The following is a 19,521-nucleotide window of genomic DNA, read 5'->3' as shown; positions in this document are numbered from 1 at the left end:
CAACGGCACACAACACCTGTTTGATTTATGAACAATTCTTCTCACAACCCACAACGCACGTCCGTCATGGGCCGGGACTATAAGTCCACGCTGATGAATAAGGTTTCGCGGACCGACGCCTCATCAGGGCGGGTGGTGGGAAAGGCTCACTGGCTGGGGCTGGCCGCCAGCGTGGCGATTCTGGGCGGCATCTTCTTTTTCAGCACCGACAATGCCAAGGCGACGCGCAACGAAACCCTGGCCCTCGATGCCGGCCCAGCCATAAGCGACCCGTCAGCGGCCCCCGTAACGACAAACGCCGCTGACACGCCCGTCAATATTCCCCTGGCCCGCATCAGCCTGCCGCTGGCCCTGCCTGAGGGTGCTTTTACCGCAACCGGCACCGAAACAGGCAGCCCGCTGCTCGACCACGGCACGGATACCGACACAGAATCCGCTCACAACTGGCACCACGCCACCGTCAAGAGTGGCGACAGTCTGGCGCTGATCTTTGCGCGCCAGGGACTGAGCCCGCAGCAACTGGACCGCGTGATGCGTGCCGACAAGGCGACCGCCTCACTCAAGCGCCTGATGCCGGGCCAGCAATTCAAATTCAGGATCGAGGATGGCGAGCTGCAACAACTGGTTTATATCAGCGACCCGCTCAATACCCTAAACGTCACCCGCAACGAACACGATGAGTTTATTGTTGCCACTGACGCGCGGGAGATGGAAGTCCGTGTCACCAACACCACCGCGGTCATAGATTCCTCTCTATTTCTGGCCGGCCAGGCAGCGGGCATGTCGGACAACCTCATCATGGAGCTGGCGGGGATATTCGGCTGGGACGTCGATTTCGCGTTAGACATTCGCAGCGGCGACCATTTCACCCTGGTCTACGAAGAGCTGTACCTGGATGGAAAAAAACAGGCCGATGGCAATATTCTCGCGGCGGAGTTTGTGAATCGCGGCAAAAGCTATCGCGCATTGCGTTATGTGGATGCGGCGAATCGCGCCGATTATTACTCGCCCGATGGCCGCAGCATGCGCAAGGCCTTCCTGCGCACACCAGTGGACTTCACCCGTATCAGCTCGCGCTTTGGCAAGCGTCACCACCCCACCCTGAACACCACCAAAAACCATCACGGCGTGGACTACGCCGCCCCCAGCGGCACGCCGATCAAGGCGGCCGGTGACGGCAAGCTGCTATTCGTTGGACGCAAGGGCGGTTACGGTAAAACGGTGATCATCCAGCATGGCGGGAAATACAGCACCCTGTACGCCCATATGTCGCGGATTAAACCCGGCAGCCGCCGCGGCAAACAGGTACGTCAGGGAGAGGTCATCGGTTATGTCGGTAGCACCGGCCGCTCCACCGGCCCGCATCTGCACTACGAATTCCGCGTCAACGGCGTGCACCGCAATCCGCTGACCGTGCAGCTGCCGGATGCCGCGCCCATCACCGCCAAATATAAATCCGACTTTCTCAACAAGTCGCGCGGCCTGGTTGCATTGCTGGACGTGCTGCAACGCACCACCGTGGCATTGAATGATCAGGCAGAAAATCCGTAACCACCGGCATGGCTGAGTACTATATCGGGCTCATGTCCGGCACCAGTCTCGACGCCCTTGATGCGGCACTGGTCGATTTCAGCACCCCCACACCCCACCTGGTTTGCGCAATAAACTACCCCCTGTCCGCCGCGCTACGGGGGGCCATTCAGACCCTGTGCACACCGGGCGACAACGAAATAGAACAGCTCGGCCGCCTCGATATTCAACTGGCCACAAGCTTCGCGGCTGCCGTCAAACAGTTGCTGGAAAAGTCCGCCATCAGCCCTGCCCAGGTTCACGCCATCGGCAGCCATGGCCAGACCATCCGCCACCGCCCGGATAACCACTTCACGTTACAAATTGGTGACCCCAACACCCTGGCCGAACTCACCGGCATCACCACGGTGGCCGATTTTCGTCGCCGTGACATGGCCGCCGGCGGACAGGGAGCGCCACTGGCGCCGGCCTTCCATGCGGCGATGTTCAGCTCCGCTTCGCAGTCACGCCTGATCATCAACATCGGCGGCATGGCCAATGTCACCCTGTTACCGGCCCAGACACCCGCACCGCAGCCGACCGAAAGCCCGGTCACCGGCTTCGACACGGGGCCGGGTAATGTGTTGCTGGACGCCTGGATTCAGCGCCATCGGCAACAGGCCTACGACAACGACGGCCAGTGGGCCGCCGCCGGCAGCGTGCATCCGCAACTGCTGGACAGTTTCTTACAGGATGATTTTTTTTCCCGCCAGGGGCCCCGCTCCACCGGCCGCGAACACTTCAATCTGGCGTGGCTTGAGCAGCAACTGGAGCATTTCGGGCAGGTCGTCGATCCCGCCGATGTGCAGGCCACCCTGAGTGAACTCACCGCCCATAGCATTCAGGCGGCGGTATCTGGGTATGCGCCGCAGGAGGTTGTGGTGTGTGGTGGTGGCGCGCGCAACAGCGACCTGATGCGACGCCTTGCACGGCAATTTCAGGCCGCGACGGTCAGTAGCAGCGACGCGTACGGTCTGCCCGCGGAGTGGGTGGAGGCGGTCGCCTTCGCCTGGCTGGCACGCGAAACTATCGCCCACCGCCCCGGCAATCTACCGGCCGTTACGGGTGCCCGACGACCGGTGGTGCTGGGCGGCATTTACCCGGCGAATTAGTCCGCGACCAGTGCGACTGACACTCGACGAAGGCAGGAGGCGCGACTAGCGCTGTGTGATCGGCCGATAATCGCGCCGTGGATGGCCGGTGTAGACCTGGGTAGGACGAAAGATTCGATTATCCGCCAACTGCTCACGCCAGTGCGCCAGCCAACCCGCAGAGCGCGAGATCGCAAATATCGCCGTGAACTGATCGGCGGGAATCCCCATCTCCTGATATAAAATCCCCGAATAGAAATCCACATTCGGGTATACACCCTTGTGGGCCAGACGATCCTCCACCACCCGCTCCACTTCCAGTGCGATCTCCATTAACGGATTCATCTCTCCCCCCCTGGAGTCCTTCAGTTTTGCGACCAGGCCTTGCAGGATAGTGGCGCGGGGGTCCTTGGTTTTGTATTCGCGATGCCCCATCCCCCAGATCACCTCCTTGTTCTTCAGTTTTTGATCGACATAGGCCGCGGCGCGGGAGGGTGAACCAATCTCGGTGAGCATCTCCAGCACGCGCTGATTGGCGCCGCCGTGCAGCGGGCCGGACAGCGTACCGATCGCGGCGGCCACCACGCTGTAGGGGCTGGCCAGGGTCGACCCCGTCACCAGGGTAGAGAAGGTGGAGGCATTGATGGTGTGCTCCGCATGCAAAATAAGGCAGACATCCATGATCCGCGACAACAGCGGATCCACCTCCTTGCCATTCAGCATGTACAGGAAATTTTCGGCATAGGTGAGGTCTTGCCGAGGTGCCGGTGGCTCATAACCATTGCGCAGGTGCTCCCACATGGCAACGATGGTGCTCATGCGCGAGATCAGTTTCACGGTCATATTGTGAATGTAATTCAGGTCTTCGCAGACATCCGCACCGGTAAGACACTCGTTGCCCGGATAAAACATCGACAGGCTGGCCACCGCCGTCTGCAACATATCCATGGGGTGTCCCGTCGCCGGCAAGGACTTCATCAGTTCGCCGATGTGATATTTGAGGCGACGATTATCGCGCAGGTCCTGATCAAACTCCGCCAGTTCGGCCGCGGTGGGTAGCTCGCCATCCAGCAACAGCAAGGTGGTTTCTTCAAAGCTGCTGTATTCGGCAAGTTGTTCGATAGGGTAGCCACGATAAAACAACACGCCTGCCTCGCCGTCGATATCAGAAATATTCGATTTGGTAGCCGGTACACCGGCAAGGCCGGGCAGGTATTCGCTCATATAGTGTCTCCGCAAATAGTGTGCGCTATTGATAGTGGGCCATAGCATAGCAAACAAAAAAGGGAGGCGTATGCCTCCCTTTTCGATTCGATCAGCCGATACCGGCCTGACTTTATGTGTTAGCTAAATCGAGAATGATGACCCACAGCCGCAGGTCGCGCTGGCATTGGGGTTCTTGATCAGGAACTGCGCACCCTGCAGGCCTTCCTGATAATCCAGCTCGGCGCCCATCAGATATTGATAACTCATCGGATCCACCAGAAAGGTGACGCCGTCTTTTTCGATCGCGGTGTCGCCATCATTAATATTTTCATCAAACGAGAAACCATACTGGAAGCCGGAACAGCCGCCGCCGGTCACATACACGCGCAACTTCAGCGCATCGTTACCTTCCTCGGCAATCAGGGTCTTCACCTTTTCAGCCGCGTTTTGGGTCACGACCAACAGTTCGTCATTTTCTGCACTCATTTCCAATTCCACCATTCTGTCTTGTTAGGCCCGTAGGCCTTAATACTGTAAGGGCCTAATATAAGCCATCGCTAAACTTGTTCGACAGTAGATCATTTCCGACCAATTTAATCAAGTATTAGCCGCCGTCTGCCGCCAGCCCGTTATCACTCGCCGGCACGCGGGGCTCCGGCTCTTCTGTCGGCACGTCCACCCGGTGCACCAGGTTACCGTTCACCTCGGCCCCCATCGCCATCTCGATCAGGTTGTAATACACATTGCCTGTGACGCGTGCCGCCGGCGCAAGTTCAATGTATTCAGAGGCGTACACGTCACCCACCACCTCACCATTGAGCACAATATTCTTTACCCGCACCTCGCCCTCGATGCGACCCTGCTCGCTCATGGTCAGCATGGAGTGCTCCCCCTTGGCCACCACATTCCCCTTCACCACCCCATCAATATGCAGGCCATCCTTGAAGTACACATCGCCCTTCAATTCCGTACTGCTGCCGATCAGGGTATCAATCTGGGCATTGCGGCGGTTCTTGTTTTTCCCAAAAAACATGTGTATCAACTCCTCGGTGTCAGTAAACACTTCACTTTATGATATCCGACCAGTCGAAGGTTTTCTTGACTGCGGCCTCACCCTTGTCGCCGGGCACCAGCTCCACCAGCACCCGGGAGGGCAAAAAACCCTTGGGTAGCACAATCTCGCCTTCGTTGTTCTGAAAATATTTAAAGCGCAATTTGAGTCTGTCCAGGGCGCCTCCGGATGCCTCCTTCAGGCTTAGCTGCATCTGTGCGCCATCCTTCACGCCCTCAAACACCACCTTCGCGTAACCGCTCACCAGACGCTGGTTCGACTTCATCTGGGTAAACACCACCTTAAATCGATACACCCCCGGCTCGCCGATTTCTGTCACCCGGAAACTGGGGATATCCAGCCCACTGGCCGTTTCGGTCGGCGCTACGATACCCCGATAAAAGGCGACCTCTTCTTTCAGCTCCAGCATCTCATCCTGGACCTGTTTCTGCGACACCTCAACCGAGCCATAGGCCTGCCTGTCGACCTGTGCGGCCCGCTCCAGCACCGCAAGCTGGGCGCGCAGTTCCTGAGTCCGCTTTTGTTCCTGCTCCAGCAGCTCGGTCAGACGCGCCCGCTCCTCCAGCAGATAGCTATTATCATAGCCGGCCCGCGAAAAACCGTACTCGAAAACGGCCCAGGCAATCACGGCCAGCAGCAGCAACAGCGCACCGAGTTTGGCACGGTAACGCCGCGGGTGGTGTGATTTGATGATCAGTTTCGACGACATAGGTCACTACTCAATGCTTTACAAACAAACTCTCGGCGAATACGGCGGCCCGTCTGGGTTTCATCTGGATTCCACTCGGGTCCCGCCCGGTCTTTGAGAAAAGTGAGACCGCCACGCCAGCCTTCCATTTACGGTATCAGTGCGATACCGGTGAGTCCGGTCGTCTCCGCCAGACCGCAGATGATATTCATATTCTGCACGGCCTGCCCGGCGGCGCCTTTCACCAGGTTATCGATCACCGACAACACCACCACGGTATCCCCCCCCTGCGGACGATGCACCGCAATACGACAGGTATTGGCGCCCCTCACGCTACGGGTCTCTGGATGACTACCGGCGGGCAACACATCCACAAACGGCTCGCTGGCATAACGCGCCTCGAATAAGGCTTGCAGAGCGGCCTCGGTGGCGGCCGGGTTGGCGCTGTCGATCAGCGTGGCGTACAGGGTCGCATGGATGCCGCGCAGCATCGGGGTAAGATGCGGCACAAAGGTCAGGCCGACCTCCCCCTCAATCGCCGCCTTCAGGCCCTGACGGATCTCCGGCCAGTGCCGATGCCCCGGCACCCCATAGGCCTTGAGGCTTTCACCGGCCTCGCACAGCAGTGCGCCCACACTCGCCTTGCGGCCCGCGCCGCTGACCCCGGATTTGCAATCGGCGATCAGACGACCGGTATCCACCAGCCCCTTTTCCAGCAGCGGCAACAGGCCGAGCTGTACGGCAGTAGGATAACAGCCCGGATTGGCGATCAGGCGTGCCCTGGCAATGGCCGCACGGTTCACCTCGGGCAGGCCGTACACCGCTTCGTCGAGCAACTGCGGGCAGGCATGGGGCTGGTCATACCACTGCGCCCACTGATCGGCGTCCTTGAGCCGGAAGTCGGCCGCCAGATCGATCACCTTTACCCCGGCCTCCAGCAGCGCGGGCACCGACTGCATGGCCACCCCGTTGGGGGTGGCAAAAAACACCACATCGCAGGCCGCCAGCGCGGCCGGATCGGGGGCCGTAAAGCGGAGATCGACATGCCCCCGCAGGTTGGGAAACATCTCCGCCACCGGCATCCCGGCCTCGGAACGAGAGGTAATCAGCGCCAGCTCCACCTCGGGATGGGTCGCCAGCAGGCGCAGCAATTCCACCCCCGTGTACCCCGTGCCGCCGACAATACCGACCTTCACCATACCCTGACCACCCCCTTCAATTTGAGCCGTTAATGGTAAGGGCTAGCGCCGCAAAGCGATAGTGTTAATCGGCAATGTACTGCTCGGCATACCACGGGTGATGGCGTCTATCGCCACAAAAGCACACACCAATTGTCGGTATAAAAAGCGGGCAAAAAAAAGCCCCGGCACTGCCGAGGCTCAGTTGCGTGGCCATCCATTGGCCTTATTATTTTATTCGTACCGACTAAGCCTTGTAGGGTGGGCACCGCCCACCATTGGCGTTCACTACTCGCATTTGGTGGGCAATGCCTTTATGCCCTGCGGGTGCACCCTACACACTAAGACAGATACAGCCTAGAAAATGCTGGTGATCTGCAGAGACAGGCGGTTGTCCATCTCGTCCAGGATCAGGTTTGCATTGTTAGTCGAAGGCAGGTTGGGTGCCTCGGCCTTGCGGATCTCATAGTTGATCGTCAGACGGTTTTTCAGGTTGAAGAACCACTGTGCACCCAGGGTGGTAGTAGTGAATTTGCGTTCGCCGGCATCCGTCTCGGTACCACGATTCATGGTGTCATAACGGACATCCAGCTCCAGGTTGCGGTTGACGGCATAACCGAGGTGCACATAATAGGCATCGGCCTTGTCATCCGGCAGCATATTGAAACCCGCGATATTGCCAACAACAGGCGCAGGCCCCACTGTAGCGACAGAACCAGCCACGGCGCCACCATCGGTACCATTAAAAATCATGCCGTCCGCACGCAGGATCTCAGCCGCCGCCCGATAGGGTCCCTTGCGGAATGTCATACCAATACCGCTTCGTTTACGGTCAAAGGTTTCTGTCACACCACTACTCGCATTTTTAGTTGCATCGGTATTGAGAGTAATTTGACGCTCACCACTCAGCGACCAGGCATAGAGTTTCAGGCTCTCTACCCTTGGGCCTTTACCGCCATATACCTTCTCCGTCGACAGGTAGAAATACTTGTCCAGCGTATCGTTATTGTCGGCACGGTTGATGCCATTGCCGTTGCCGACCATTAGCGCATAACTGGTCTCCCAGCCGCCGGTCTTGAAAGCATCAAACACCTGGATACCCTGGTCACGCACGGCACCCACAGGTCCGTTTGGTGCATTCAGGCCACCGAAGTTAGTAGGAGGAGTCGTTCCAACCTGGGCGCCATCGGCGTCCATAAAACGCTCCAGCAGTTGCTGGAAACCAAAGGTGGTGAAGTTGATGTAGTCAAACACGTGGATGGCCTGCAACATTTCTTCCGACATCGGCACCTTGAACAGACCGGCACGGATACGCGCACCGGGGATGTGGTTCAGGGTCACACTGGCGTGGTCGATCATGGCCGAACCACCGCCACCCCCTGGCCAGGTAATACCGTTACTGCCAAACTCGGCGAGGAAAAAATAGTTGACCTTCGGGTCCAGCGGGAAGCCCTGGCCGCGCACACCGACCCGGGCTCGGCGGATATCAAAACCTTTATTCGTCGTCACGTGCGGGGTCTGTTGATTGAACTGGGCCTCGCTACCGGTCCATGGTCCGGCTGCCACTTCAGTACCCTTCATGGAAGTATAAGTCGGCTGCAAGAACCCCCAAACCTTGGCGCGGCCAGCCGCTGAAGACGGCTCCGTACCCTGTAACATCAGCCAATTGGCTGCCTCTACCTGCATGGTGGCGGCCATACCGCCGGCGCACGCGACTGCCAGGGCAGCCTTTTTAAGTGCCTGTTTCATCTGTACTCCTCCCTAAAAATGCTTTTTTTAGTATCGATCGCTAATTACGGTTATGAGATCAGGGTTTGACCAGGATGTAGCCCTGACTCACCAGGTCGACAATGCGGATCACGCCAGGGCCGGGTGAAGTGGCCAGGGGATTGATTTCCGGTTTGTAACCCAGCTGCTTCGTCATGTTTGCAATGGTATTGCTGCAGGCGTGTAATCTCACACCCGAACCTTCCACCAGGCTCTTGAGCCGGCCGGCATTGTCATTGTCGGCAAACAACAGACGAACACCGGGACCGAAGGCCACGATCTCGACCTCGACCTTATCCGGTCCATATTCCTTCAGCACATTACTGGCGACATTCAGTACCAGAGTCTGCTTGAAGGGATTGGGATCGGAGATCTGTAACACGACTTTCTTTTCGGCAAACGGTTTGTCTGCCGCGACGGCACCTTGCATACCGCCCATGGTCAGTGCAAGCGCGATGAGCAACGCTGACCCTTTGGCTGCGAATTTAAACATTACCTTCCTCCTAATGACTGTCAAAACGACTTAACAAAAAAAGTTAAGTGAATATAATGAACGACTTATATTGTTATATGTCCATCACTGTCGAAAAACCGACAGACTGACTATCTTACTTGGCCGTTCCGCTGTCAAGCCTCTGAACATCGATTCCCTTAAGGGGGTGAAAGGCCTTATGGATGTAGGCAACGAGGCTGTCGATTTGCGCCTCGTTGAGCACCGATTTCCAGGCCGACATGGTAGTGTTAGGCAGGCCATTGCGGATCACCTCGCGCAGCCGTTCGGCGCTCATGTCACGCATATTTTCAGGGTCGGTAAGATTGCGCGGATGGGGTTCGAGAAAACTGCCAATCCAGTTTTTGCCGGTGCCATCCGGGGCATGGCAAAAGGCGCAATTTTTCTGGAACAGGGCCTCACCCTCGGTTTCCGCTGCGGTTGGATTCTGTAGCACGGGAGGTGTTTCGTGACGCGCGTAGGGGCTGGCACTGCTGACAGTATCGGTTTTCGCATCATCCCCACGGCCTGGACTCAGGCCCCCATTCTCACCTGCCGTGGGCGTTTCATCCTGGCGATGCGAGTATTGATTACGCGGATAGGATACCGGGCGCGGATCCCAGATCGCCCCTTCGTCTTCGACGCGACCACGATCATGGCAGGTCACACAACTCTGCATGAAGATACGCCGCCCCAGCAGCTGCTCCGGCGTGAGTTGAGCGGCGGGCTGATCGATGGCCAGTTCGCCCAGGGCAAAGGGAAAGGCGGGGGCGTATTGCCGATGATTGGGCCAGCCGTTTTCGGGGGTGTGGTAGGCGGTGTTTGCGGCCTTGTTGCGCATGAACTCCTCGCGCACGAAATCCACCACCAGCTCAATATCCTCTGCCGTAATCGTGTTGGCAAAGCCCTGCATGGCCGTACCGGCACGCCCCTCGGTGACCGCCGTTATCATCGCCTCGCGACTCAGGTCAGCAATCCCGGTGGCGATAAAGCTCCGCGGACGGGGGGTCAGATAGGTCGCCGCCAGGGTTTTGGCATCTCCCGAATAACCGTGGCAGAAATAACAACGGAAGTTGTAGATGCCCCGTCCTTTTTCGTGCCGGTCTTTTTCATGCCGGACATTCGAGGACGATAAGGGCTCAGTGATTACGGCGCTTTTTTTTTGTCCGCTGGGCTGGGGGCCGTCGCCGCCTCACTGGGCCGGATGAAGGTCTGAAACACAAACTCGGTGAGCCCGGCGATCTGCTGTTCCGTCAGCACCTTGCCCCAGGCCGGCATTACGGTAGCGACACGCCCCTTGGTGATGCTGTCAAAAATGCGCGGCCGATTGAGCACCTGTCGGGCGGCCTCGCTGGTGAAATTGCGCGGTCGTGGAATATTAAAATAGGCCCGCGGGCCATCACCCTGGCCGGTGACCCCGTGACAGACGAAACAGTTGCTCATATAAAATGTGCGCGCCCAGGCCAGATCACCCTTCAGGCCGTTGGGTACCGGCAGGGACATGTCCGCCTCCATGCTATGCCCACTCGGCGCGCCAGGCAGGCCGCCAACCGGCGCCTGTGCATTGGCATCGGAGGTGGCCGGCCGCGCCGATGACAGCGGGGCATCCACGCCAGGGATACCGGCCATAGGCGACGTCGACTCAACCGGCTCGGCGACAGGCTTGTCGACCGACTTCACCAGGGCCAAGGGTGCGGCACCGGAATCCTCCCCCGGATCCACGCCCATAAACTTGAAGCGGATATAACCCACCACCGCGCTGATTTCATCGCCCGTCAGGCGCGACTTGAAGGGCATCATGCCGGTGCCGGGACGGCCATTCGTGACCGAGTCCAGCATGCGACTGCGCGTTAATACGCTCAGTGATTCGGGCGCGGTAAAGTCCCGGGGCGGCGGGTTCAGTCCGTTTTGGGCCCAGAAGGCGGTATTGCCCTTGTCGCCATGACAGACCGCACAATTCTGGGTGTACACCTTTTCTCCCACGCTCACGGCCGCGGGTGGCTGATCCACTGCGGCCGTGGCCACCTGCATAAAGTTGGCGCGGATATAGTCCACCAGACCCTCGATCTGCTCGGGTGACAGACGACCCTTGTGCCCCACCATGGCCGTACCGGGACGCCCCTCGGTCACCGATTTAATCATGCGTTCACGGGTCAACTCGATCGCTGCCTCGGCCGTGGTGAAATCACGCGGTTTAGGGAACATGCCCGAACGGGCCCGGGTGTTGGCATCCCCGTTGTCCCCATGGCAAATGGAGCAGTTTTTCAGATAGATCGCCGCCAGGGTCTTTTTATCCATTTCGGCCTCTGCCGCCGCCACGGTGCCGGCCCCGCCCAGAAAACCCGCCAATAACAGCCCGCCGAGGCCTAAAACAACACGATTTTTCATCACTTTGAACATCCTTAAACCTGTACATCCGATCAATTTGACCCGAATCCTGCGACAACCCGCCATAACGGCCCGGCACAAAATAGTAATTATATGCCTATCCATGATAAAGCGCGCCGATTGTGGCGTAAACAGGGCTTTTGCGCTACTCTAAACCTCACGTATAGTCAGCTAATAGCGACGTTAATGCCCGGATTTATCAACTCTTTTTGGGCATTCAAAAAACGGATTTGTGTCCGCTATTGTTACAAAAGATGTTACAGAAGATTGGCTTGAACATACTGCCACAGACGGTAAAAGGCGCAATGATGTCGCAACGAAATACTCCTCCCTCGCCGAAAGGTCGATCACATACCTACTATATGGCCCTCACCCTGCTGTTGCTGGGGCTGGCCTGGGCCACCTATGCTGCGGCGGAGGCCATTGTCGGCGACCCGGTACTCGGTGCAGACGATCCGATTCTGGGATCGAAACACGATTTTACCGGGCTCAATGATCGTGCCGGCGTGGTCGCCATGGCCGGCGTTGCCTTTTCCGATTACGGTTATTCCTGCGTCTATTGTCACATCCCCCCGGAAGCCGGCGGTTCCGAGCCTGCAGACTTTGGCGGCATCGATGGCTGGAACCGTTACGTGCCTGCACTAAGCAATTATAATCTCTACGACAGCGTCACCCTGGACAACAAGACCAGCGGCCCGAACCCGATCAGCATGCTGTGCCTCTCCTGTCACGATGGCACCATGGCCGTGGACATGGTGGTCTTCAAACCCGCCACCTTTGACCCCGCCGCTGATGATGCCATGCACATGCGCATCAATCCGGAAGACAATATCGAGAGCTGCGGCAAATGTCATAATGGCGATGTGGCCCATGACATCACCGTAAAAATGCTGGGCACCGACCTGCAAAATGATCATCCCATCTCGATGCGCTATGCCGGACTCGGCTTTGAAGATGACGACTTCCATCCCGTTGACAATCCGAACGGCTTTGATAATGGTGTCAAATTATATAATGGCCAAGTAGAATGCATGACTTGCCACAACGTGCATGACCCTTCACGGGAACTGCTGCTACGCGCTAACGCTGAGGTCTTATGTTTCACCTGCCACGCAAAATAAAAACAACAACTAGCAAACTCATCTGGCTTGGACTGGCCACGACCCTTCTACTCGTCGGTTGTGGCGGTGAAGAGGTCCGACACGAGGAAAATATCCTAGTCTACCCACCACCGCCCGAGCCCGCCCGTTTCATTTTTGAGCGCACGATCCGCAGCAGCTTCGATGTGAAAGAGATAACCGGCTCAGACAAACTGAAGCTTTTCGCCACCGGCTCAGTGGGTACCGCTACCGGTCTCGGCAAACCTTATGGCGTCGCCGTTTATAAGGGCCGCATCTATGTTACTGACACGGTTAAACGTGGCGTGCTGATGTTTGATGTGCCCGGCAAAGATTTCAAGATATTCGGCACCGAAGGCCCTGGCGCGCTTGCCAAGCCTATCGGCATCGAGGTCAGTAAAGAAGGCGAGATCTTCGTTGCTGACAACTCGGCCAAGCGGATTGTGGTATTCAATGCGGATGGGGAATTCCTGCGCGCCTTTGGCGATCGCAGCATTTTGAGCCGTCCCTCCGGTGTGGCCGTAAGCCCGGATGGCCTGCGTGCCTATGTCATCGATACGGGCGGCGTTACGACCCAGGAACACCACCTCTATATTTTCAATGCAAAAACCGGCGAACTGGAAAAGACTGTGGGCACCCGCGGCCGTGAAGATGGAGAGTTCAACCTCGCATTACAGGTCACAACCGCCGATGACGGCACCGTTTATGTTACCGACAGCGGCAACTTCCGTGTGCAGGCCTTTACCCCCGATGGTGACCACAAATTCAGCTTTGGCACCGTCGGCCGCAAGGTGGGGAATTTTGCACGTCCCAAGGGTATAGCGACCGATGCCGAAGGGAATATCTATGTCGTCGACTCCGCCTTTGGCAACTTCCAGATTTTCAATGACAAGGCCGAATTGCTCATGTTCATCGGCCAACGCGGCCAGCAGCCCTACCCTGGCCTGTACATGTTGCCGGCGGGCATCGACGTGGATGAAGATGGACGTGTCTACATGGTGGATCAATTCCATCGCAAGGTGGACGTTTTCAGGCCCGCAGGGATTGAAAAGGATGGTGGCTATCTGGGTGGCGAACATCTGCGTAAGCCCAAGAGCTAGCAACATCCCTGATTGCATGCCACGGTGGGCTCATGCTATAAAGACAGCTTATGCGGTACTGACATACACTGATCACACAAAGTGTGGAACAGACCCGATTTCAGTGCCGATAAACGACTAAAATAATGCCTGGATTGATCGACGGTGATTACTTACACATTTTGAAAGGATGCTGGGTTTGACTATGAAAACAACTACAAGACTCGCCCTTGGCATGAGCCTTTTCAGCATAGGGACAGTGGCACTGGCGGATGGCTGGGATCCCACCTCACAGGCATCCGCTATCGGCAGCATCGCCAATACGCGCCACAATCTTACTGTGTCATACAGCACGCTCGGCTCGGTCATGGATCTGGCCCGCAACAACTACGGTGCGATCTGCGTCTACTGCCATACACCACACGGTGGCAACAAACAGATCCAGGCCCCGCTGTGGAACCGCACCATAAATCCGGGCAATTACACCATCTACGACAAGCCGACGACCCTGATGCGTCCCATCGGTCTGCCCGGCCCAAATTCATTGACCTGCCTGTCATGCCATGACGGGACTATCGCCATCGACTCCGTGCTCAACATGCCCGGCTCCGGCCTGAGCCCTATTGGTGGCGGCGCTAACAACCAGGTCGGCACATCGAACATGGACTTCCTGAACACCTGGGCGGCATCCGGCGCCGGCACCGGACCCAGCGGTGATCACTTCGCCCTTGGCCCCGAACTCGGCAGCACCAATTCAGGCTGTGCCTTTTGCCACACCGCAGGCAACCCCTTCGGCGCCCCGGATTACAGTGCCTTTATGCTGGGCACCGACCTGCGCAACGACCATCCGATCGGTGTGCAGTACCCCGTCAGTTTCGGAACGGATACCGACTTCAACGAGCCAAATGTGGTTATCCCTGGCAGGATGTCATTCTTTGACGGCAACGGTAATAACCACGCCGACAAAAATGAGGTGCGGCTCTACGACACCGGTGATGGCCCAGAGGTTGAATGCGCCTCCTGTCATGACCCGCACGGCATCCCATCCAATGGTGCCGGCACCCGCTTCAATCCCAGCTTTCTGCGGGTGAATAACGGTATCGCGGGAACCCATGAGGGTACTAGCGGCATCGTCAGCGCAGGGCCCAGTGCGCTGTGTCTGACCTGTCACGCCAAGTAGTAGACAGGCACGAGACTTACTGAACGATTCTTGCCTCCAAAGGGCGAACATAAAAAAGGCCTCCGGTAGTCAACCGCGAGGCCTTTTTTATCGCCTACAATCTCGCCCGCATATCCCCGCCCGGCCATCGCCGAATGACTGATGACAGGCCGCGCTGATGCACAACAAGCGACCCGCCTGCGAGCTAAAACCCGCAATCTCCGGCATGACATCGGCCCAAACGCCGGCGCTACTGCACCGGTTCGATGCGACTCACAAAGGTCACCGCAGGAAAAGGCCGCTGAAGCTCTTTGCTGTAAAAGTTGGTCATGTACACACCCTTGCTGTAGCGAATGGCTGTACCCACCGGCAAGTCGGTCTTTGGGCCGGCAATCCACACCCGCTCGCCCTGACTCAAGACTTCCAGATAGCTATACATTTCGGTGTGTAGCAACTGCTTTACCACACCCTGATTGGGAAGTGCCGGCGCATTTTTCTGCTTTGCCTCAAGTTGCGCCTGATACTGCTCGGACTCCTGTTGCGTGCCCATAAAACCCAGATCGCCCTGTTCATTGATGGCGGCGTATTCCACGCTGCGTAAATAGCCATCGCGATTCGTCCCGCCCAGCACGTAAAAATACCCCTTATGCGTCAGCGCGCTAAAGGTCGCACGGGGCACACTCATTAGCGTCGTTTCCTGCCACGGCGCCAGACCACCGTCCGGCAACACTTGTGTTTTTTCGATACTGCGCAGATATTCCAGCCCCGTTAATCCACCCAGGGCATAAATGGTCTGCCCCTGTTTGGCCGAGGCCAATCCATAGCGGCCCGTATTCAGCGGCTGCGTTTTCTCCCAGCCACGGATATCGCCATTTTGCTGAGGCCTGGCCCATTCAACATCCGCAATTCCAACACCCTTGTCCTGATCGTGGCCACCGATCACGAACGTCATGCCATCGGTCGATTTCACACTGTTTACGTAACGCGGCAGGGTCATCGCATCACTGGCCATCGTCCAGGCACCAAGACTGCCATCCTCTGCAATTTTGGCGAACTCTACACTGTCGAGCAGGGTGCCGCCGAAACCACCAAAGGAATATACATAGTCACCCACCAGACTCAGCTTGGTGCAACGGCGCGGTAACACCGTTCGCTGGCCTTCCTGCCGCCACGGGCCAAGACTGCCGTCGGGATTAATCCTGGCGCGCTCGACGGTGGTTAACAGATTTTTACCATTAGGCCCGTTGCCGCCGCCAACCACGTAGACATAACCATTATTCACCACCGCTTCGGTAAAACCGCGCTCCTCCACCAGACGCGGCCCCGTCTGCCATTCGCCAATGCGGCCATCGGGCAGGATCGGTGCGTATTCACTGCTACGCAAGAATTGCCGGCCATCCACACCGCCAATCATATAAATGAAATCATTATTCACCACCATTGCCGCACCGGCACGTGCCACGTTCAGTGCACTGGTTTCTTTCCAGCCGGCAATCCATATCTGCGCCGGGGTTGCTGCGACGTTCTGTGCAGGTGCATTTTCATCCGATGGTGAGCACGCCATCAGAAACACAACGCTGACGATAAATGTCGCGATCTGTATTGTTTTGCCAGTAAAGCCCTTCATCTCATCCACCCCAGATAATTCAATCAGCCTTTACAAAAAAGCCCTGCCGGATTCACGCCAGGCAGGGCTTATTGTCTTAACAAGGATTACAACGCAACGATCAAAAATACAAATCAGACCATGATAATCGGAATTCACCCGACCCGCATGCCACCCTTAATTGTAATCAACAATTCTCGCCACACCACCAAAGCTACCGACCCACAGACTTCCGTCGGTGGCCTCGGCCAGTGAAAACACATTGTCCGCAAACAGGCCATCTGCCTTGGTCATCACCGCAAAACCGTTGGCTGTGGGGCGCGCCAGACCCTTATCAGTGCCAATCCACATATCCCCACCGGCCTTCTTGCTCAGCATGAATACATGATTGCCCGGCAACCCCTCTTTCACGGTGTAGGTCTTCCAGCTGTTACCATCAAAACGCGACAGACCCGCGCCCCAGGTACCACACCAGACAGCCCCATCCTCATCGACCACCATGGAGACAATATAATTCGGGTTGTAACCGACCTTGATATCACCCAGACCCTGCTCCGCCTTTTGCTGCGCATGATGTTTGGATGACTTGGCCGGATCGTTACTAAAGGCGATATCATCTTTCACCTTTTCATAAGGTGCGCCCAGGCCATCCGCATGTTTCCAGTTAGTCCATTTGTTATCCCGGTAGAGCGCCAGGCCGCCTTCGGTGGCAAACCAGATATCACCATTCTTACCTACTTCTACACCATAGACCCAGTCATTCGGCAGACCACCCTGGGTATTCTCAACCGTAAAGGTCTCCCATTTAGCGGTATCCGCGAAATTACCGTTCGGTACACGATTGACACCCGACCAGGTTGCGATCCAGTAATCGCCGTTTTCTGCCTCGGCAATGTCATAGACAAACTGGTCAGCCAGGCCATCCGGAATATTATAATTCTGCCACTGATCTGTTTCCGGCGTGTAGACGGACAAACCGCCACCGTAGGTACCTACCATAATCTTTCCGCGAATCTTGCTCACATGAAACACGCCGTTTGAAATCAGGCTGCTGTTTTTCACGTCATACAACTTGTAGTCATTGGTCTGCAGATCATAGCGAATCACGCCGCCGGAGGTGCCCACCCAGACTTCGTTGCCATCCGCCAGCATACCCTTGACATTTCGCTGCCCCACACGGAAATGCGCGAATTTGGCGGTATTTTCCTGCTGCCCCGGCAGCAGATCGACCGCGGGCGCACCCTCCATGCTCGGATGATTCGGCGGCATCTGCCCCTGGGTAATCGGACCGGCCGTAGTCGTTGTAGTGGTTGTTGTATCTGCCTGCTTGTTACCAAAATTGTAGGCCGCAATCACCAAGCCACCGACGGCCAGTACGGCTACCGCCAAACCCTTTGAACTAATATTCACAACAACCTCCAATTCATGTTGCGCACGTTATATTTCGCACGTCATATTCCGCAAGACAGGTAACCATTAACACTGACCCATCAATGGCACTCGGTGAATAAAACTACTTTTCCTCGCTCTCATTCCCGGAACTGTAACGTCGCGAAGGAGAATCGGACAAGCCTACCCGGAAACCCTACTCTGAAACCAACAGGGTCACACCCGAACGACTGCCAACCCACACCTGGCCGTTGGCCGAGGGCGCCACCGCATAGATATTATCGTCCAGCAGGCCATCGGTGGTGGTGAACAGATGCCAGTCTTTGCCATCGAAATACGACAGCCCGGCATTGGTGCCCACCCACATGCCACCCTTTTCATCCTGGGCAACACTATAAACAATGTTTCCGGCCAGGCCATCCCTGGTGGTGTAATTGGTCCAGCTTTTACCGTCGAAACGGCTCACACCGCCGCCCCAGGTGCCCGCCCACACGCTATCGTCGCTGGCGACCAGCAGGGCAAAGACATAGTTGGGATTATAGGTTTGCTGATCCATCGACAGGATGCTCAGGTCATGCCGCGATCGCGTACCCAAACCCGTATTGGTACTGAGGGGTAGGTTCTGTTCATTGTCGGCACCCAGACCATCGTCATGCGTCCAGGTTTTCCAGCTGGTGCCATCAAACATGTTGATGCCGCCTTCGGTGCCCACCCAGAGACGCTGCTGTGAATCCACATCCAGACCATACACCCACTCATTCACCAGCTCATCAAGGTAGGTGTGAAAGGTTTCGGTTTTTGGGTCAAATCGGTTCAGACCCGCCCAGGTACCGATCCACAAGGTGCCATCAGCCTGCTCGGTGAATGAATAGACCCAGTAATCCGCCAGACCATGCATGGGGAAAAAGGTTTTCCATTCCCGCGCCACCGACAGGCGAGAAATCCCCCCGCCATTGGTACCAAACCAGCGATCGCCCTTGCTGTCGATATGCATGCCAAACACGTATTCATTTGCCAGGCCTTGCTCGCGCGTATAGGTAGCCACCAGGTTACGTGTGGCGATATCAACCTCCATCGCCCCCACACTGGTGCCCACCCACAGGGTATTTTGCTTTTCATCCACTTCCATGGAACGCACATAGACGCGCTCCCCCACATTAAAGGTGTCAGCCACCCGGTAGCCACTGGTGTTTTTCGACACCGGGACAGAGCTTACCGGCGGCGCCATCGATGCCGGCACCGGCGTCGTTGTGGCAGGCTCATCATTCGAACAGGCCGCCACAAACAACAGCAGACCGGCTGTTACACCGAGCCTCGTCCACCGCGCCGACTGAGCCGACAAACGAGGTTTCATTACCGTTACTTGCATCAAAAGAAGGTCCTGATGTGGGCGATGATATCCATAATTTCCACATCGGTAAGTATGCCGTTAAAGCCAGGCATCACCCCCTTGCCCTTTTTCACAAAACTGAGCAACTGCTGATCAGGCTGCATCAGTTTTTCGCCCATCTTGAAATTGGGAATCGATCCGACCTGGGGAATTCCTTCAGGGCCATGGCAACCGGAACATCGAACCTCATACAAGGCACGACCCTTTATGGGATCGCCCGCCATCGCCGCGCAGGCAGACAGTAACAACAACATGAAAACCAGTGAACGACCAACAATGATTGAATGATTCATTATTTTCTCCTTCCACATGAACATAACATTCTCGACCA

General features: G+C 56.9%; 18 protein-coding genes. 5 read left to right on the top strand and 13 right to left on the bottom strand.

Features of this window, described 5'->3' with window-relative positions:
• Nucleotides 1-27: 27 nt before the first annotated feature.
• Nucleotides 28-1,551, top strand: a complete 1,524-nt coding sequence (locus tag RRB22_06220; protein ID MDT8383992.1) for a peptidoglycan DD-metalloendopeptidase family protein — start codon at nucleotides 28-30, stop codon at nucleotides 1,549-1,551.
• Between the two features lie 8 nt (nucleotides 1,552-1,559).
• Entirely contained in the window at nucleotides 1,560-2,681 is a 1,122-nt protein-coding gene (locus RRB22_06215; protein ID MDT8383991.1) for an anhydro-N-acetylmuramic acid kinase, read from the top strand.
• A gap of 45 nt (nucleotides 2,682-2,726) precedes the next feature.
• Here RRB22_06215 and RRB22_06210 read toward each other — a convergent pair whose 3' ends face one another.
• From RRB22_06210 to RRB22_06170, 9 genes are all read right to left on the bottom strand, one after another.
• Complete coding sequence (locus RRB22_06210) at nucleotides 2,727-3,884, bottom strand: citrate synthase (GenBank protein MDT8383990.1); 1,158 nt, start codon at nucleotides 3,882-3,884, stop codon at nucleotides 2,727-2,729.
• Between the two features lie 123 nt (nucleotides 3,885-4,007).
• Nucleotides 4,008-4,352, bottom strand: a complete 345-nt coding sequence (erpA, locus tag RRB22_06205; GenBank protein MDT8383989.1) for an iron-sulfur cluster insertion protein ErpA — start codon at nucleotides 4,350-4,352, stop codon at nucleotides 4,008-4,010.
• A gap of 118 nt (nucleotides 4,353-4,470) precedes the next feature.
• The gene (locus RRB22_06200; GenBank protein ID MDT8383988.1) at nucleotides 4,471-4,899 is read right to left on the bottom strand and encodes a polymer-forming cytoskeletal protein; all 429 of its coding nucleotides are present in this window, start codon (nucleotides 4,897-4,899) and stop codon (nucleotides 4,471-4,473) included.
• Between the two features lie 31 nt (nucleotides 4,900-4,930).
• Nucleotides 4,931-5,647, bottom strand: coding sequence for a hypothetical protein (locus tag RRB22_06195; GenBank protein MDT8383987.1), 717 nt, complete (start codon nucleotides 5,645-5,647; stop codon nucleotides 4,931-4,933).
• 128 nt (nucleotides 5,648-5,775) lie between these two features.
• Nucleotides 5,776-6,825 (bottom strand): N-acetyl-gamma-glutamyl-phosphate reductase, encoded by a 1,050-nt coding sequence (gene argC / locus RRB22_06190; protein ID MDT8383986.1) that lies wholly within the window; start codon nucleotides 6,823-6,825, stop codon nucleotides 5,776-5,778.
• A 336-nt stretch (nucleotides 6,826-7,161) separates the two neighbouring features.
• The gene (locus RRB22_06185) at nucleotides 7,162-8,553 is read right to left on the bottom strand and encodes a porin (protein ID MDT8383985.1); all 1,392 of its coding nucleotides are present in this window, start codon (nucleotides 8,551-8,553) and stop codon (nucleotides 7,162-7,164) included.
• Between the two features lie 58 nt (nucleotides 8,554-8,611).
• A complete protein-coding gene (locus RRB22_06180; GenBank protein ID MDT8383984.1) occupies nucleotides 8,612-9,064 on the bottom strand; it encodes a hypothetical protein in 453 nt (150 codons plus the stop codon).
• A 115-nt stretch (nucleotides 9,065-9,179) separates the two neighbouring features.
• Nucleotides 9,180-10,208, bottom strand: a complete 1,029-nt coding sequence (locus RRB22_06175; protein MDT8383983.1) for a c-type cytochrome — start codon at nucleotides 10,206-10,208, stop codon at nucleotides 9,180-9,182.
• On the bottom strand, nucleotides 10,208-11,449 hold the full coding sequence (locus tag RRB22_06170; GenBank protein MDT8383982.1) for a c-type cytochrome: 1,242 nt from the start codon (nucleotides 11,447-11,449) through the stop codon (nucleotides 10,208-10,210). Before RRB22_06170 ends, RRB22_06175 begins: the two co-directional genes overlap by 1 nt.
• A 272-nt stretch (nucleotides 11,450-11,721) precedes the next feature.
• On the opposite strand from RRB22_06170, the gene RRB22_06165 reads away from it, so the two are divergent.
• The 3 genes from RRB22_06165 (at nucleotide 11,722) to RRB22_06155 (ending at nucleotide 14,826) form a co-directional block, all read left to right on the top strand.
• Nucleotides 11,722-12,570, top strand: a complete 849-nt coding sequence (locus RRB22_06165) for a cytochrome c3 family protein (protein MDT8383981.1) — start codon at nucleotides 11,722-11,724, stop codon at nucleotides 12,568-12,570.
• Nucleotides 12,546-13,667 carry a 6-bladed beta-propeller gene (locus RRB22_06160; GenBank protein MDT8383980.1) on the top strand — a complete coding sequence of 374 codons (1,122 nt, stop codon included), beginning with the start codon at nucleotides 12,546-12,548 and terminating at the stop codon, nucleotides 13,665-13,667. Before RRB22_06165 ends, RRB22_06160 begins: the two co-directional genes overlap by 25 nt.
• A gap of 184 nt (nucleotides 13,668-13,851) precedes the next feature.
• A complete protein-coding gene (locus tag RRB22_06155) occupies nucleotides 13,852-14,826 on the top strand; it encodes a cytochrome c3 family protein (protein MDT8383979.1) in 975 nt (324 codons plus the stop codon).
• A 229-nt stretch (nucleotides 14,827-15,055) separates the two neighbouring features.
• Here the strand turns inward: RRB22_06155 and RRB22_06150 are convergent, their stop codons facing one another.
• From RRB22_06150 to RRB22_06135, 4 genes are all read right to left on the bottom strand, one after another.
• Nucleotides 15,056-16,432, bottom strand: coding sequence for a hypothetical protein (locus RRB22_06150; GenBank protein ID MDT8383978.1), 1,377 nt, complete (start codon nucleotides 16,430-16,432; stop codon nucleotides 15,056-15,058).
• A 156-nt stretch (nucleotides 16,433-16,588) separates the two neighbouring features.
• The gene (locus tag RRB22_06145) at nucleotides 16,589-17,821 is read right to left on the bottom strand and encodes a two-component regulator propeller domain-containing protein (GenBank protein ID MDT8383977.1); all 1,233 of its coding nucleotides are present in this window, start codon (nucleotides 17,819-17,821) and stop codon (nucleotides 16,589-16,591) included.
• A 175-nt stretch (nucleotides 17,822-17,996) separates the two neighbouring features.
• A complete protein-coding gene (locus RRB22_06140) occupies nucleotides 17,997-19,154 on the bottom strand; it encodes a two-component regulator propeller domain-containing protein (GenBank protein MDT8383976.1) in 1,158 nt (385 codons plus the stop codon).
• A 14-nt stretch (nucleotides 19,155-19,168) separates the two neighbouring features.
• The gene (locus RRB22_06135; GenBank protein ID MDT8383975.1) at nucleotides 19,169-19,483 is read right to left on the bottom strand and encodes a cytochrome c; all 315 of its coding nucleotides are present in this window, start codon (nucleotides 19,481-19,483) and stop codon (nucleotides 19,169-19,171) included.
• Between the last annotated feature and the right edge of the window lie 38 nt (nucleotides 19,484-19,521).

The organism is Gammaproteobacteria bacterium (assembly GCA_032250735.1).
Lineage (GTDB): Bacteria > Pseudomonadota > Gammaproteobacteria > SZUA-152 > SZUA-152 > SZUA-152.
This window is presented reverse-complemented; position numbering and strand designations above follow the sequence as displayed.